Genomic DNA, 15,871 nt, shown 5'->3' with positions numbered 1-15,871 from the left:
GCTTCCGCCAAAACCGGTTATGCATGCGCCGCTTTCGACGAGGCTGAAGCTTGATCCCGAACAACGATACGCCGCCCGCGCCGTTCGGCACGTTTGCGCCGAATGCGGCGCAGGCCGCCATCATCCGCCTGGCGCATGCGACCGGCCTGAAGCGCGGCGCGTTCCGTCCGTGGCTGTCACGGCTGGTCAATCTGTTCGGGGCAGGGCCGCTCGACGTGACGTATCAGGGCGCCTCGTTCCGCTTTTTTCATCAGGCCAGCGCGACCGAGCGCGGCGCGCTGTTCAACCCCGACTACAATCTGGTCGAGCTCGACTTCCTGCGCCGCCACGTCGGCGCCGGCGGCATCTTCGTCGACCTCGGCGCCAATGTCGGCACCTATGCGCTGGCGCTGGCCCGCGATGTCGGGCCGACCGGCCAGGTGATCGCGATCGAGCCGCATCCGTTGACGCATGCGCGGCTCGCCTTCAACGCCCAGGCCTCGGGCTTTGCGCAGGTGCGGCTCGTCGCGGCGGCCGCGGGCCCTGCCGATGGCGAGCTGATGATCGAGACCGACGGCGACAATCTCGGCGCCAGCCACATCGTCACCGGCACGCCCTCGGGCAAGGCCTACAGCGTACCGTCGCTGCGGCTGCAACGGATCCTCGAAGAGGCCGGCGCGACACATGTCGACGCGATGAAGATCGATGTCGAAGGATTTGAAGATCGCGTGCTCACCGGCTTCTTCCGCGACGCGCCGCGAGCGCTGTGGCCGCGCGCGGTCGTGATCGAGCATCTGTCGAAGCACGAATGGACCGACGACTGCATTGCGGACATGCGCGCGCGTGGTTACGTCGAGCAGGGCCGCACGCGGAGCAATACGCTGCTCGTGCGGGAGTGATCCCGCTCCCATGCGGATCGGTCTTCTTTCCCCCTGCAAGGGGGATGGTCGGGGTCGGGGTCAGCCACCGGCGACGATGTCGGTGGAGAGATAGATCCTCACCCGCTTTGCTCTGACGAGCAAAGCGACCTCCCCTTTTCAAGGGGAGGTGAAGCGAGGAACGTGGACAGACATGCGTCACCATAAAGGAGGCTCGCGATGATCGACCATATCGGCTTTTCCGTCTCCGACTACGCGCGCGCAAAGGCGTTCTATGAAAAGGCGTTGGCGCCGCTCGGCTACAGCCTGATCAAGGAAGTGCCGGCAGAGCTGACCGGGCATGAACCCGCGGCCGGCTTCGGCGCCAATGGCAAGCCGGACTTCTGGATCGGCGGCGAAGGCGCGATGAACAAGCCGGTGCATATCGCGATCACGGCAAATGACCGCGCCACCGTCGATGCCTTTTACAAGGCCGCGATAGCCGCTGGCGGCACCGACAATGGTCCGCCCGGCATTCGCTCGCATTATCACGCCAACTATTACGGCGCCTTCGTGCGCGATCCCGACGGTCACAATATCGAGGCGGTCTGCCACGCTCCGGAATGAACGCGGTGCTGGAACGTCGTGCGGCGCGATCCGTTGTCGTTTCAATGTCCGATGGAGCGATCAATGACCGCTGTCCGCGACGGCATCGACGAGACGCTGCTGACTTCCGGGATCCTCGCCTCGGTGCCGACCGAGCCGCCGGAAATTCCACCGGCAACGCCGGGCACGCCGCGCGAACCGCCGCCCGGAATTCCTCCGGGCAATCCTCGGCCGGAGATTCCCACACCGGTGCGCGAGCCCGGTGAACCGGCGCGGCCAGACGAACTGCCTGGCAACACGCCGGAAGAGTTGCCGGTGCGCGGGCCGCCTGCACCACCACCCGGTCCGCCACCGGCGACGGATCAGCTTCGTCCGCGATAAAGCAGATCTGCCTCGGTTCTGCCGCGGATCATTCCATGTCCGAACGTTGCGTCTGAATGCGCCGTGAACAAATGCGGCTGCAACTCGTTATGATGTCGAAATAAAGTGCGGCTACAGCTAGTCAGTCGCCACATTGCGGCCTCACGGCTGGCGGTTCATCGTCCTGCCGAATTGTTCGGTTCTCTCGTTTTAGCTTCCTGCCAGATCTTCCGCCGGGGATTCCAAGACATGACAAAGCTTCGTCTCGTGCTGCTTGCCACGACAGCGCTGACGGTGATGCAATTCGCCGCCTCAGCATCGCACGCGCAAACTTCGCCGCTGGTCGTCGCGCAGGCGCAGCCGAAAGAGGAAACCGGACCCGACGGCAAGCCGAAGGCCCGGCCCGCACCGGGCGGTCCGGCGCACCCGACGCCGCCGGCAGGTGCGCCGCCGGCACGCCCGGCGCAACCGCCGGCCGCCGCGCCGCATCCCGCACCGCCGCCCGCGGCGGCCCCGGCACGGCCCACGCCGCCTGCCCCGCCGCCCGCTGCCGCCCCGGCACGGCCGACGCCACCTCCTCCGCCTGCAGCCGCACCGGCGCGGCCGGCCCCGACGCCGCCGCCCGCAGCTGCCCCGGCACATCCGACACCACCCGCTCCGCCCGCGGCTGCACCTGCAAGGCCGGCTCCGACCCCGCCGCCTGCGGCCGCACCTGCGCATCCCACGCCGATCCCGCCTCCGGCGGCCGCGCCCGCACGCCCGTCTCCGACGCCGCCGCCCGCTGCTGCGCCAGCGCGTCCCTCTCCGACACCGCCGGCTGCCGCAACGCCGGAGCGTCCGGCGACTCCGCCGCCGGGAGCCGGACCCGCCGCGCGTCCCGCAACCCCAGGTGCACCGCCTCCCGCGGCCACGCCGAGCCCCGCGCCGAGTGCACGGCCACAGCCAGGCGCAACTCCTCCCGCGGCCGCAACGCCTGCGCCAGCCGCAACACCGCCCGCGGCTACGCCGAGCCCCGCACCGGGTGCGCGTCCGCAGCCGGGTGCGACACCGCCCGCCGCTGCGCCGGCACCGGGTCCCGGTGCTCGCCCGCAGCCGGGCACGACCCCGCCTGGTGCAAGGCCGGCTCCGGGCACACCGCCTGGCGCAGCCACGCCAGCACCGGGGCAGCCCGCTCCCACAGCCACACCGCCTGCACCTGGCGGCGCCCAAGCGCCGGTGCGGCCGGGCGTGCCCGGACAGGCTCCCGCCGCTGCCACGCCACCGGCTGGAGCGCCAGCTGCCGGAGCGCCAGCCGCCCCGCAGGCGGCGCAACCCGGCGCGCCGCTGGTGCGTCGTGACGGCGCCACCGCGCCGACTGTGGTGCCCGGCTCTGCAGCCGCAACGCCGCCGCCCGGCCGCGCGCAAAACGCTCCGCCGACGGTCGCGCCGGCCTTCCAACGCGCGCCGCAGGTGACGGCGCCGCTGCCGCCGCCGCCGCGTCATGACAACATCAAGCCGCTCGCCATCGGTGCTGCGGTCGGTGCCGGCGTGGTCGCCGGCGCGATCATCGGCGGCACCATCGCCGACCTGCACAGGGAGCGGCGCGAGGTGGTCGAGGACGGCCGCACCATCTACACCGAACCCGACCGCATCATCGTGCGCGACCCGAGCGGACAGGCCTATGTCCGCGGCGACGACGTCTATCGCTTCCGCTACGGCGCGCGCGACATTCGCACCGAAACGATCGGCGGCGAGACCCGCACCGTCGTGGTGCGGCCCGACGGCAGCGAGATCATCACGGTGGTCGGCCCCGACGGCCAGATGCTGCGCCGGATCCGAAGGGATCGCGGCGGCCGCGAGCTCGTGATCATCGACAACAGCTACCGCGATCCGCGCGCGGTCGGCGGCTTCTATGTCGACGTGCCGCCGCCGGTGGTCAACATCCCCTACGACCGCTACATCGTCAGCGCGGAGGATGCGCCGCCGGATGTCATCTACCAGACCATGGAGGCGCCGCCGGTGGAGCGGATCGAGCGCCGCTACTCGCTTGACGAGATCCGCTACAGCCCGAACGTCCGCATGCGGATGCCGAGCGTCGACATCGACACCATCACGTTCGACACCGGATCGTGGACCATCCCGCCGGACCAGGCCGCGAAGCTGCAGACGATCGCCGACGGCATCAACCGTGCGATCCAGCGCAACCCGAGCGAGGTGTTCCTGATCGAGGGCCACACCGACGCGGTCGGCAACGACGTTGATAATCTGTCGCTGTCGGACCGCCGGGCGCAGGCCGCGGCCGAATTGCTGACCCAGCAGTTCAACGTGCCGGCCGAGAACCTGACGTCGCAGGGCTATGGCGAGCAGTATCTCAAGGAGCAGACCGACGGGCCGAGCCGCATCAACCGGCGCGTCACCGTCCGCCGCATCACCCCGCTGCTCAACGGCGGCACCGCCTCCGCCGCACCGCCGCGTTGAACGAGCAACCGAGCAAGACACGACATGGCCGGGAGCGATCCCGGCCATTTGTTTGTGGAACGCTCGCAAGCCTTCGCGCGGGAAATATGCCCCTCCCGCTTGCGGGGTACAGCGAGGGCGCGACAACAACGCGTCGTTCGCACCTACTTCCCTGCACCCAGCCCCAATGCTTCGGCCATCACCCGAAACACCTCGGTGTTGTCCATCGAACCATGGACGCGCTCGCTGCCGGGGCCGGTCGCGGTGAGGATGACGTCCTCGCCGGAATGCACGCTGGCGCCGATCATCGCCGGCAGATTGCCGAAGCGCAGCAGGACGCCGGGCACGTCCTTGTATTTGTCGTTGGCCTTGAAGGTGTCGGGCGCATCGCCTTTCACCGTCGGCTCGTTCGGATCGTCGAGCTTCGGGCGGAACGTCTCGTAATGGTCGGGCAGGCTGGCGGAGAAGATCGCAAGCCGCCGGCTGACGTCGACCCGCGACGGATAGCCTTCGGCGTCGGGCGCCGGATAGTTCGGAAAGCCGGCCTTCTCGTAGACCCCAACGCGCTCGCGCAGCGGTACGTTCGGCGTCACGCTCATGTCGTCGTTGATGGTGCCGACCAGGCTGTTCGGATGGTTGTGGTCCGCCACCACCAGGATCAGCGTGTCATCGCCGCGCGCTTTGGCCCAGTCCTTCGCCAGCCGCACCGCATTGTCGAGCATAATGGTGTCGTAGACCGCGCGCTCCATGTCGAGCAGATGGGCGTATTTGTCGATCAGGCCGGATTCCACCATCAGGAAGAAGCCGGCGTTATGCTTCGACAGGATATTGAGCGCGGCCTGCACCTGCTCGGTCAGGTCCGGCTGCTCGGGGAATTTTGTCACTCCGCCGCGCTTGAGGAATTTGCGGTCGAGCACGCCGTCCATGTTGCCGGTGGCGAACAGGCCGAGCAATTGGCGGGTGTCGGGCTTCGCCGCGAGCGTGTTGAGCTCACTTCGCGTGGTCGCGATCGGATAGCCGGCCTCGCGGAAGCGGGCGAGATAATCGACTTCGTCCGCGCGCTTCGAACCGCGCGCGGATTTCGGCAGGAAATTGGCGCTGCCGCCGCCCATCAGCACATCGGGCCTAGCGTCGAAATACTGCGCGACGATCGCATCATAGGCGGCGCGGCGGCGAGTGTGCGCGATCATTGCCGCCGGCGTCGCATCCTCCACCTCGGTGTTGGTGACGATGCCGATGGCGAGGTCGAGCTTGCGTTTCGCCACACTTGCGATGGTCTCGACCCTCGGATCATCCAGCGGATCGGGCGTGCGATCGGCATAGACGCCCAGCGCGTTGACCGCGGCCTTGTGGCCGGTGGCGTAGGCGCTGGCGGCGTTGGCCGAATCCGTGATGATCGAGTCCGAACCTGCGGTGGCGACCAGCGCCATCTGCGGCATGTCGTCGATCGCGAGCTTGCCGCGGCTCTTGCCCTCCGCGATGCCCTTGGAGAGGATCCGTGCCGCGGCGCGATGCGCCGGCGACATGCCGTCGCCGATGAACAGGATCACGTTCCTCGCCTTGCGCGCAGGCGTGTCATAGACCGTCCACGTCACCGCACGGCTTCGCGTGCCGTCGCTGACCTCGACCGTGACCGCGCCGGGCTTGTCGAGCACGACATCGCGCAGCAGCAGTGCCGACTGGTCCTTACCGGCCTCGCGCGCGATGAAGCTACCGCTCTGGCCGAACGCCGCGGCGTAATCAGTCCCGTTCAGCGTGACCTTCAGCTTCGCCGGATCGACCGCATCGGGAAACTCTACCTTGAAATCGAATTTCGCGCCGGCGAGGATATCGGCGCGGTCGATCGGAAAGATGGTTTGGGCCAGCGCTGCCGTGGCCGACAGCAGCAGCGTGGCTGCTGCGGTGGCAAATTGCCTGATCATGGTGGTGCTCCGCCTTCGCGCATCTCCGTTGCGCGACGGCAGAGGCTAGCGGTCGCGGATGACGCTGCAATGAGGCCGTGCCGGGTCGTATTGCCGCAAGGCCACCGCCGCCGCCGACCTCACCGCGCCATCTGCTGCGGATCGTAGAAGAAGCGCTCCTCGACCAGTTCCTCGCCGCGCCAGGTCTGCCAGGCGACCTCCTCCATGGCGCGGACCTTGCCGTCCTTGGCGGTGAATTCGAAGCGCCAGCAGATCGCGGAATGATCGCCGTCGAGCAGCAGCGGACCGAGCCGCGTGGTCTTGACGCCGGCGACCGCGGCCAGCACCGCCGCCTCGCGCGCCGCCAGCGCCTCGCGCCCGACCCGCCATTCGCCGTCGTTCTCCTGGGTGCGGGCATCCGCGGCGTAGAAATTCTTGATGGCACCGACATGGTCGTTGGATTCGACCGTGTCGGCGAAGGCCTGCAGCGTTTTCAGTGAGGGCATGGCGACGTCTCCATTTACCGACTATTGGTCGGTATTTATCGACTGAAGGTCGGTAAGTCAATTGGCGCGGGGAGGGAACTGGGCTAGAGATACGATCATGGCAACCCAGGCCGAGCGGCGCGAGAAGACCAGAGCGGCCATCGTCAAGGCGGCGCGGCGCATTTTTGGCGAACGCGGCTTTGCGGCGGCGACGATCGATGACATCGCCGCGGGCGCGCGCGTGGCAAAAGGCGCGGTCTATCATCACTTCGCGACCAAGGAGGCGGTATTCGCCGCGGTGTTCGAGCAGGTCTCGCTCGATCTCGTCGCCGATCTCGACCGCATCTCGCGCGCCGAGAACGATCCGCTGGCCGCGATGGCGGCGGGCACGCAGGGCTATTTCGCGGCCTGCGCAAAAGGTCCGACCGGCCAGATCATCCTGCGCGACGGCCCCGCGGTGCTCGGCTGGGAGCGCTGGCGCGAGATCGACGCCAAGCATTTCGGCGGCAAGTTTCCGCGCGCGCTGTCAGCGGCGATGGAGGCCGGCGTCATCGCAAAGCAGCCGATCGAGCCGCTGGCGCGGCTATTGCTCGGCGCGGTGACGGAAGCCGCGGTCGCGGTGTCGGCCGGGCCGGACATCGGCAAGAGCGGCGCGGATTACGCCCGCGCGTTCCGTTCGCTGCTGGACGCGCTCAGGGTGAAGTAGCTCATGGTCTCTCCCGATGTCGTCCCTGCGAAAGCAGAGATCCATACTCCGCGGCGGAAGAGACTCGTCGTTCCGGCGTCGCAAAGCGATCAGCATTCGTGGTTCTGGGTCCCTGCTTTCGCAGGGACGACACTGAGTTTGTTGCGACGTTTGCGCGATCAGCCCTTGTCGTTCTCGAGCTTGAAGATCTCCGAGCCCTGGCCGCCGGAGATCAATCCGGTCTTGCCGTAGATGCCGAGCTTGACGCGGGTGTCGGCGATGTCGAGGTTGCGCATGGTGAGCTGGCCGATGCGGTCGGCCGGCGTGAAGGCGGCGTCCTCGACCTTCTCCATGCTGAGCCGCTCCGGCGCGTAGGTCAGATTCGGGCTCTCGGTGTTCAGGATCGAGTAGTCGTTGCCGCGGCGCAGCTCCAGCGTCACCTCGCCGGTGACGGCGCGCGCCACCCAGCGCTGCGCGGTCTCGCGCAGCATCAGGGCCTGCGAATCGAACCAGCGGCCCTGATACAGCAGGCGGCCGAGCCGCATGCCGCTGATGCGGTATTGCTCGATCGTGTCCTCGTTGTGAATGCCGGTGACGAGCCGCTCATAGGCGATGTGCAGCAGCGCCATGCCGGGCGCTTCATAGATGCCGCGGCTCTTGGCCTCGATGATCCGGTTCTCGATCTGGTCGCTCATGCCGAGGCCGTGGCGGCCGCCGATCGCGTTGGCTTCGACGAACAGCGCGACCGGATCGGCAAAGCTCTTGCCGTTCAGCGCGACCGGCTGGCCTTCCTCGAAGCGCACCACCACCTTCTCAGGCCTGACGTCGCAATCGGCGCGCCAGAACGGCACGCCCATGATCGGATTGACGATGGTGATGCCGGTCGACAGGCTTTCGAGATCCTTGGCCTCATGGGTGGCGCCGAGCAGATTGCTGTCGGTGGAATAGGCCTTCTCCGCGCTCATCTTGTAGGCGAAGCCCTGCGCCGTCATGAACGCCGACATCTCGGCGCGGCCGCCGAGCTCGTCGATGAACTGCTGGTCGAGCCAGGGCTTGTAGATGCGCAAGCTCGGATTGGTGAGCAGGCCGTAGCGGTAGAAGCGCTCGATGTCGTTGCCCTTGAAGGTCGAGCCGTCGCCCCAGATGTTGACGCCGTCCTCCTGCATCGCGGCCACCAGCATGGTGCCGGTCACCGCGCGGCCGAGCGGCGTGGTGTTGAAATAGGTGATGCCACCGGTCGAGATGTGGAACGCGCCTGACTGGATCGCGGCGATCCCCTCATGCACCAGCTGGGTGCGGCAATCGACCAGGCGGGCTCTCTCGGCGCCGAAATCCATCGCCTTGCGCGGGATCGCGTCGTAGTCGGCCTCGTCGGGCTGGCCGAGATTGGCGGTGTAGGCGAAAACCTTGGCGCCCTTCAGCTTCATCCAGAGCAGCGCCGCCGAGGTATCGAGGCCGCCCGAGAATGCGATGCCGACTTTTTCCCCGGTGGGCAGGCTTTTCAGAATCGTACTCATGGCGGTCCAATCGCTCGAAAACGGGTGGTGTTTGAGGTGGCGATATCAAATTTCGCCGGGCTGGGCACGCCTTTAATCAGGCCTGACGCTCGCCGGATTCGGTCTGCGCCCGCCCGCGCCAGCGCTGCATCAGCCGGTAGCCGGGCTGCGCCAGCCGGGTCAGCGCCGCATCGACCTGCTCGTCGGTCAGCCGGGTCGCCGCCCAGCGATAGATCAGGGCGTAGAACAGCCAGACGACGAAAAACGACACCAGGCCGGCGATCGCGACATCGGTGAAGAAATGGCCGCCGAACGCCATCCTGAGCCCGCTGGTGACGACGCCGAACACCGTCGCCGCGGCAAAGGCCAGCGGCCGCCAGGGCGGCGGCGTCAGCGCTGCCGGCGCATAGGTCCAGAACGCGGTGGCGCCCTCGCCCGAAAAGAACGAGCAGTTGCGCGCGCAGGCGCCGCGCGGGTCCCACCACGGCACGAAGGATTGCGTGCCGTTGAACTGGGCCACCGCCACCGGCCGCGGCCGGCCCCAATAGCTCTTGAAGGTGAAGTTGGTCAGCACACCCGCGGAGAGCAGCATCGTGGTGAGCAGGAACACCGCGGCGCGGCCCGACATCAGCATCGGTCGGTCCGGCCGAATGAATTTCACCACGATGGTCACGATCGCCGGCAGCACCAGCGCCCAGGCGATCCACATCGCCGCATCGCGCGCGAACGATGCCACCGCATCGAGCTTCAGCGGAAAGGTTTTTTGCGCGGCATCGTAGAACACCGCCGCCAGCTTCAGGTCGAGCTCGGGATAAATCCCGAACAGGATGCCGATGACGAGCGCCAGCGCCAGCGCGATGACAAGTCCGGTCCGGTTCATGGCGCGCGGTTTAGCCGAGGTGGCGGGGCAAGAAAACCCCTGCCGTCATTGCGAGGAGCGAAGCGACGAAGCAATCCATGCTTCCGTGCGCGCAGAGCGATGGATTGCTTCGCTTTGCTCGCGATGACGGGATGGATCACGGCTGCGGTCGCGATTGCGAGGGCAGCGGCGGAGGTGGCTGCAAGGGACGCCGCGGCTCGCGCCAGACGCCGGCGGCGCGGCCGGCGATCAGCCAGTAGACGAGGCCGGCGACGATGCCGGCGCCGGTCATGATCTCCATGTGCCGCCGCACGATGCCGTGGAACTGCATCATGTCGGAATCGAACGGCACGAGGCCGAGATAGCAGGCCGCACCGACCAGCGCGCCGCCGACGGCGTAGGCCAGCACGCTGCGGATGCTGAACGCCTCGGTGATCAGCACGATGATGAGGGCGGGCAGCAGCGCGAAGCCGGAAATGAAGATGAAGCCGAAGCCGAGGACGATATTGACGGCGCTCTGGTCGATCGGGCCGCCGGCGAGATCGCTGATCTCGGGATAGAGCACCGCGACGACCACGATGACGCCGGCCGCGAAGCAGGCCATCAGGAAGGCAAAGGCGACGACGAACAGGCGGCCGATCAGCGCCATACTATTTCCCCGTCTTGCGAGCCACCCGGTCAGCGCAATGCGCTGCCGGATGACAGGCTCCACGAAGCAATCCAGCTCTGAGCTTGCCGGGACGTGGATTGCTTCGTCGCTCCGCTCCTCGCAATGACGATGTGGAGACGGCGGCGCGCCACAACACTCAATCCGTCATCGCCATCGCGCGGAGCGCCTGGCGCTCGCGGGCGGACAGCTTTTCGGTCTCCGACTTGAGCTGGCCGCAGGCGGCGAGGATGTCGCGGCCGCGCGGAGTGCGCACCGGCGAGGAGTAGCCGGCGTTGAAGATGTATTCGGAGAACTTTTCGATCTGCTCCCAGTCCGAGCATTCATAGGCGGTGTCCGGCCACGGATTGAACGGGATCAGGTTGATCTTCGCCGGAATGCCCTTGAGCAGTTTCACGAGCAGCTTGGCGTCATCGAGCGAGTCGTTGACGCCTTTCAGCATCACATATTCGAAGGTGATGCGCCGCGCGTTCGACGCGCCGGGGTAGTCGCGGCAGGCCTGCAGCAGTTCCTTGATCGGATATTTACGATTCAGCGGCACCAGCTCGTTGCGCAGCTCGTCGCGCACCGCATGCAGCGAGATCGCGAGCATGACCCCGATCTCTTCGCCGGTGCGCGCAATGTTCGGCACCACGCCGGAGGTCGACAGCGTGATGCGCCGGCGGGAAATGCCGATGCCCTCGTTGTCGGCAACAATCAGCAGCGCATCGCGCACCGCATCGAAATTGTAAAGCGGCTCGCCCATCCCCATCATCACGATGTTGGTGACGCGGCGCGTGCCGTCCTCGCGGTCGGCCCAGTCGTTGAGCCGGTCACGCGCCACCATCACTTGGCCGACGATCTCGCCGGCGGTGAGGTTGCGCACCAGCCGCTGCGTGCCGGTGTGGCAGAAAGCGCAGTTCAGCGTGCAGCCGACCTGCGAGGACACACAGAGCGTGCCGCGATCGGTCTCGGGGATGTAGACGCACTCGACCTCGTGCGGCTTCTCGAGCGTATTGCCGCTCGGCAGCCGCAGCAGCCATTTCCGCGTGCCGTCGTTGGAGATCTGCTCGGCAACCACCTCGGGGCGATCGACGGTAAAATGCTTCTCCAGCTCGGCGCGCATGTCCTTCGAGACGTTGGTCATCTCGGCAAAATTCCTGGCGCCGCGGAAATACATCCAGTGCCAGAGCTGCTGGGTGCGCATCTTGCGCTGCGAGGCCGCGACGCCGATCTCGCCGAGGCGGTCGGCGATCTCGGCGCGCGACAGCCCGATCAGCGACGGCTTGGCCGGCGGCACGTAGGTTTCCAGCGGAACCTTTTCGACCAGCGTATTGGCGCCGGGCGCAGCGGTAGTGGTCTGGGTGTCGGTCATGAAACCTCAAATAGGCCTTCCAGCCGGTGCTGGAAAGCCACCAAATACCTCGATTTGTACCTTCAGGCGGTTTTATTGGAGCATGATCTTTCCGGAAAACCGCTTCACACTTTTCCGGATCATGCTCTAGCGCCGACAGTCCTGGCCCAGCCGGTCGAGCGCCTGCGACAGACCCTTCAGCGAGAAGGTATCGATCGTCTCGGTGCCCTTGGCGGAGACGGCCTTCACCGTCACCTCGGCCGATTTGCGCATGGCTTCCACCATCCGCTCCTCTTCGGCCGCATTCTTGATCCAGAGGCCGTCGCCCTGGGTGTACATCGCGTAGGTGCCGCCGCCGACCTGCAACGTCGATTCGGAGCCCGGCTTCACCGCGTAGCCGATCATGATCGAGACCTCGTTGACGACCTTTTCGGCCGGACGGGTCGAGATGAAGGCATAGGCCGGATCGCGCGGCCGGTTCGGCGGATTGGTCTTCGACGACGACGGCTTGGCCAGCGCGAAACAGACCTTCTTGCCGTTCGGCGCAGCCGTGTAGGCGCCCCAGGTGCCGAATTGCCCGATCAATGTCGGCTCGGCACCGCCGGCGGCAGCCGCGGCGGCCGAAGGCGCCGGCTTTGCCGCTTCCTTCGCATCCTTCTTGGGCGCAGCCTGCACCGGCGCAAGCGGGACGATGCCGCACACCAGGCTACAGGCAACCAGCGATGTCAGTATTTGCCGCACGGCCAACTGGTTCCCCCATCATTGTGACTGGAAGATGGCCCGGCGATTCCCCCTCGCCGGTGCGGATGGATAACCGGGAAACGCCTGCTTGGGAAGGCAGTTAGGCCGAAGGCCTGGTGTGGACGATGGACACGTTGCGCGTCATGCTTTTGCGCGCGCCGCGCGCTGCTTCTCCCACTGTTCGTCGGTCCATTGCAGCAGGTCCTCGGCACCGGAACTGCGCAGATGCGCGCCCCCATCCACCACCACCATCTCGCCATTGATGTAGCCCGCCTGATCGGAAATCAGGAAGCTCGCGAGATTGGCAAGCTCTGAGTGCTCGCCGGCGCGGCCGAGCGGAACACGCTGCGACCAGCTCTCGCCACGCGCTTCCGGACGCAATTGTCCAGTCGCGCCGGCAGTCGGAAACGCGCCGGGCGCGATCGCGAGGGTGCGGACGCCCTTCGGCCCCCATTCGACCGCGAGACTCTTCGTCATCGCCAGCACCGCGGTCTTGGCCATCGACGACGGCACGGTGAAGGCGCGGCCGGTGATGGTCGAGGTCGAGAGGATCGAGAGCACCACGCCCTTGTGCTTGCCCTCGATCCAGCGGCGGCCCGCGGCGAGCGTGCAATACAGCGTGCCGTGTAGGGTCGGCGCGAGGATCGCGTCGGCCGCACGGAATGACAGATGCTCGGTCTGCGCGATGAAGGTTGCGGCAGCATTGTTGACGAGAACGTCGATCGGCGCGTCCTGCCAGACCTGCTCGATCATCGCCTCGACCGCGGTGCCGTCGCGGATGTCGCAGCGCGCCGTCGACACCTTGGTCCCGAATTCGCTGCGGAATTTGGCCGCGGTGTCTTCCAATAGCTCCTGCCGGCGTCCGCAGATGATCAGCTCGGCGCCGAGCTCGGCAAAGCGGCGGCCCATCGCCGCGCCGAGGCCGGTGCCGCCGCCGGTGATCAGGATGCGCTTGTGTGCCAGCAGGCCTTTTTCAAACATAGTTTGATCCCTCCGCTTTGTATTGTCGCTCCGCGCCAAATCCGGCAAAGAAGCTTTCAGCCTTTTTGCGTCCGAAACTCAGGTGTGTCCATGAAAGCCATCCTCTGCTCGCAATACTGTCAACCCGACGATCTCGTGCTGGCTGACGTCCCCGATCCGGTGGCAGCGCCGGGTGAGGCCGTGATCGCGATCAAGGCGGCGGCGCTGAACTTCTTCGACATCCTGATGATCCAGGGCAAGTACCAGATCAAGCCGCCGTTCCCGTTCTCGCCTGCCGCCGAAGTTTCCGGCGTAATCGAAAGCGTCGGCGCAGGTGTCACCGATCTGAAGGTCGGCGACCGCGTCGTCGCATCGTGCGGCCACAACGGCGCCCGCGACAAGATCGCGCTGCCCGCGAATTCGATCGTGAAGATTCCCGACAATCTCGACTACGACCGCGCCGCCGGAATCATCATCATCTACGGCACCGCACTGCATGCGCTGGAAGATCGTGCCAGCCCCAAGCCGGGCGAGACGCTCGCGGTGTTAGGGGCCGCCGGCGGTACCGGACTTGCGGCATGCGAGCTCGGCAAACTGATGGGGCTGAAGGTGATCGCCTGCGCTTCGTCGGACGAGAAGCTGGAATTCGCAAGGCAGCACGGCGCCGAGCTGACGCTGAACTACGCCAAGGAAGATCTGAAGGAAGGCCTGCGCAAGCTGACCGGCGGCAAGGGCGCCGACATCGTGTTCGATCCGGTCGGCGGCGCCTATGCCGAGGCGGCGCTGCGCTCGACGGCCTGGGAAGGCCGCTTCCTGGTGATCGGATTTGCCGCCGGCGATATTCCAAAAATCCCGCTCAACCTCGCGCTGCTCAAGGGCTGCGATATCCGTGGCGTGTTCTGGGGCGCCTGGGCCCGGCAGAACCCGGAGAAAAACCGCAAGAACCTCGAGAAGCTCGTGCAATGGACCGCCGAGGGCAAGATCTCCTCGCATGTCGACCGCACCTTCCCGCTGTCGCAGACCGCTGAGGCACTGAAGGTGCTCGCCGGCCGCAAGGCGATGGGCAAGGTGATCCTGCATCCGGGAAGCTGAGCTGGGCGAGCTCCCTCGCCGCTCTTCGCGAGGAGAGGGTTGGGGTGAGGGGCTGTCTCCGCACAGGCGGCGATAGACGAATTCGCTGAGACTCCCCTCACCCGGATCGCATCTGACGATGCGATCCGACCTCTCCCCGCACGCGGGGCGAGGTGAAGCGCCGTTGTCTGGGCCGGCCCCGGCCAGGCAAAAACATCGAAAACAACCCATGCAAAGGAGCCCTGCTGCCGACGCTCAAGACCCGGCGGCTTGACACGTCGGGCAACTCAGCGATGCGTCGAAGACGCTCCTTTGCCCACCGCTACGAAGCTAAGAAAGCGATCGCGTAGCCCGGATGCAGCGCAGCGAAATCCTGGGCCGGTGCGGGACGCGAGAGAAGATCTGGATTGCGCTTCGCTGCATCCGGCTACGAAGCCGTCCCAGTCATCGGGATGACGGATCGAGAGGTGCTTCATCCACCCCGCGCTTCAGCGCGGCGCGGGCCGCTTCGCGGTGCTCCGGCGTAATGTGGCTGGCGACCATGCGGATTGCGGTCGCGAGCACCGCGGCGTCATCGGTGAAGCCGAGGATCGGCAGCATGTCCGGCACAAAATCGAACGGCAGCACGAAATAGGCAATGGCGCCGAGCAGTGACGCCTGTACATGGCGCGGCGTCTGGCGGTCAAAGGCGCAGTAATAGGCGGCCAGCAGTTCCTCGGCAAAAGGCAGGCTTCCCACCACCTTCTTGAATTTGATCCAGAAGCGGCGGCGCACGCTTTCCGGGTCCTGCGCCAGCCGGTCGGCAGGCCCGAATCCCGCACCGTGATCGGTCGATGGCATCGCTGGCTCCTCGACGCCGCACGACGTTCGGCGGCGGACGAAGCGAATCTGGGGATGTCGGCCGGTCGCTGCAAGGTTTCCGTCATCGCGAGCCAACGGGTCGCAATGATGGGCAAACTCAATTGACCCCTAACTGCCGCGCGATCGCGTTCATCGCCTTGGCGAGATCGATGTCGCGCTTGGTGACCCCGCTGACCTCGTGGGTCGCCAGTACGACCTCGACCGTCTTGTAGACGTTCTTCCATTCCGGATGATGGTCGTTCTTCTCCGCGACCAAAGCGGCGCGGGCCATGAAGCCGAAGGCCTCGTTGAAATCCTTGAACACGAAGGTTTTTGCGATCGCCTCGCGCCCGGCCAGTTCCGACCAGCCCGCCAATTCCCAGAGCGCAGCCTTGCGGGCCTCCGCTGACAGCCGTTCGACCATGGCAAACCTCCTGTTCGGCCCCAACTTTAGCCTAACAACCGGCCGGCGGGACGGGGTCCATGCCCAAATTAAGGCCGAAATCGCGTCCTATGGCCGCTGGTAACCATGACACAGATGTAACGTCGGCCGGATCATTAATTTGCTACAATGTGGCTGCGCGTGCGCGTTGAT

General features: G+C 66.5%; 16 protein-coding genes. 6 read left to right on the top strand and 10 right to left on the bottom strand.

Going from position 1 to position 15,871, the window contains the following annotated elements; genetic code table 11:
- Positions 1-50: 50 nt before the first annotated feature.
- The 4 genes from J6500_RS16445 (at position 51) to J6500_RS16430 (ending at position 4,259) form a co-directional block, all read left to right on the top strand.
- Positions 51-878, top strand: a complete 828-nt coding sequence (locus tag J6500_RS16445; RefSeq protein WP_225713741.1) for an FkbM family methyltransferase — start codon at positions 51-53, stop codon at positions 876-878.
- A 198-nt stretch (positions 879-1,076) separates the two neighbouring features.
- Positions 1,077-1,463, top strand: coding sequence for a VOC family protein (locus J6500_RS16440; protein ID WP_225713740.1), 387 nt, complete (start codon positions 1,077-1,079; stop codon positions 1,461-1,463).
- A 63-nt stretch (positions 1,464-1,526) separates the two neighbouring features.
- Positions 1,527-1,823: a hypothetical protein gene (locus J6500_RS16435; RefSeq protein ID WP_225713739.1), complete on the top strand. Its 297-nt coding sequence runs from the start codon at positions 1,527-1,529 to the stop codon at positions 1,821-1,823.
- A 228-nt stretch (positions 1,824-2,051) separates the two neighbouring features.
- Positions 2,052-4,259: an OmpA family protein gene (locus J6500_RS16430; RefSeq protein ID WP_225713738.1), complete on the top strand. Its 2,208-nt coding sequence runs from the start codon at positions 2,052-2,054 to the stop codon at positions 4,257-4,259.
- Between the two features lie 143 nt (positions 4,260-4,402).
- Here J6500_RS16430 and J6500_RS16425 read toward each other — a convergent pair whose 3' ends face one another.
- Together J6500_RS16425 and J6500_RS16420 are read right to left on the bottom strand one after the other, a co-directional pair.
- Positions 4,403-6,160, bottom strand: coding sequence for an alkaline phosphatase (locus J6500_RS16425; protein WP_225713737.1), 1,758 nt, complete (start codon positions 6,158-6,160; stop codon positions 4,403-4,405).
- 119 nt (positions 6,161-6,279) lie between these two features.
- Entirely contained in the window at positions 6,280-6,645 is a 366-nt protein-coding gene (locus tag J6500_RS16420) for a nuclear transport factor 2 family protein (RefSeq protein ID WP_225713736.1), read from the bottom strand.
- A 97-nt stretch (positions 6,646-6,742) separates the two neighbouring features.
- Between J6500_RS16420 and J6500_RS16415 the strand changes: the two genes are divergently transcribed.
- Positions 6,743-7,330, top strand: a complete 588-nt coding sequence (locus J6500_RS16415) for a TetR/AcrR family transcriptional regulator (RefSeq protein ID WP_225713735.1) — start codon at positions 6,743-6,745, stop codon at positions 7,328-7,330.
- Positions 7,331-7,488: 158 nt separating this feature from the next.
- Here the strand turns inward: J6500_RS16415 and argG are convergent, their stop codons facing one another.
- The 6 genes from argG to J6500_RS16385 all read right to left on the bottom strand — a co-directional run bounded on the left by argG (position 7,489) and on the right by J6500_RS16385 (position 13,386).
- Entirely contained in the window at positions 7,489-8,826 is a 1,338-nt protein-coding gene (gene argG / locus J6500_RS16410; protein WP_225713734.1) for an argininosuccinate synthase, read from the bottom strand.
- Between the two features lie 76 nt (positions 8,827-8,902).
- Positions 8,903-9,685: a phosphatase PAP2 family protein gene (locus J6500_RS16405; RefSeq protein WP_225713733.1), complete on the bottom strand. Its 783-nt coding sequence runs from the start codon at positions 9,683-9,685 to the stop codon at positions 8,903-8,905.
- A gap of 136 nt (positions 9,686-9,821) precedes the next feature.
- Positions 9,822-10,313, bottom strand: coding sequence for a hypothetical protein (locus tag J6500_RS16400; protein ID WP_225713732.1), 492 nt, complete (start codon positions 10,311-10,313; stop codon positions 9,822-9,824).
- 157 nt (positions 10,314-10,470) lie between these two features.
- A complete protein-coding gene (gene rlmN / locus J6500_RS16395) occupies positions 10,471-11,685 on the bottom strand; it encodes a dual-specificity RNA methyltransferase RlmN (RefSeq protein WP_225713731.1) in 1,215 nt (404 codons plus the stop codon).
- Between the two features lie 126 nt (positions 11,686-11,811).
- Positions 11,812-12,405 (bottom strand): invasion associated locus B family protein, encoded by a 594-nt coding sequence (locus J6500_RS16390; RefSeq protein ID WP_376707816.1) that lies wholly within the window; start codon positions 12,403-12,405, stop codon positions 11,812-11,814.
- Positions 12,406-12,546: 141 nt separating this feature from the next.
- Complete coding sequence (locus J6500_RS16385) at positions 12,547-13,386, bottom strand: SDR family oxidoreductase (RefSeq protein WP_225713729.1); 840 nt, start codon at positions 13,384-13,386, stop codon at positions 12,547-12,549.
- Between the two features lie 90 nt (positions 13,387-13,476).
- Here J6500_RS16385 and J6500_RS16380 point away from each other — a divergent pair, with 90 nt between their 5' ends.
- Positions 13,477-14,457 (top strand): NADPH:quinone oxidoreductase family protein, encoded by a 981-nt coding sequence (locus J6500_RS16380; protein WP_225713728.1) that lies wholly within the window; start codon positions 13,477-13,479, stop codon positions 14,455-14,457.
- A gap of 423 nt (positions 14,458-14,880) precedes the next feature.
- On the opposite strand, the gene J6500_RS16375 is transcribed toward J6500_RS16380, so the two are convergent.
- Together J6500_RS16375 and J6500_RS16370 are read right to left on the bottom strand one after the other, a co-directional pair.
- On the bottom strand, positions 14,881-15,276 hold the full coding sequence (locus J6500_RS16375) for a YkvA family protein (protein ID WP_225713727.1): 396 nt from the start codon (positions 15,274-15,276) through the stop codon (positions 14,881-14,883).
- Between the two features lie 118 nt (positions 15,277-15,394).
- A complete protein-coding gene (locus J6500_RS16370; RefSeq protein WP_211985922.1) occupies positions 15,395-15,700 on the bottom strand; it encodes a 4a-hydroxytetrahydrobiopterin dehydratase in 306 nt (101 codons plus the stop codon).
- Between the last annotated feature and the right edge of the window lie 171 nt (positions 15,701-15,871).

It is taken from the genome of Bradyrhizobium semiaridum (genome assembly GCF_020329505.1).
In the GTDB taxonomy this organism is placed as follows: domain Bacteria; phylum Pseudomonadota; class Alphaproteobacteria; order Rhizobiales; family Xanthobacteraceae; genus Bradyrhizobium; species Bradyrhizobium semiaridum.
The sequence above is the reverse complement of the archived record's forward strand: the minus strand, read 5'-3'. Positions and strand labels throughout refer to the sequence as shown.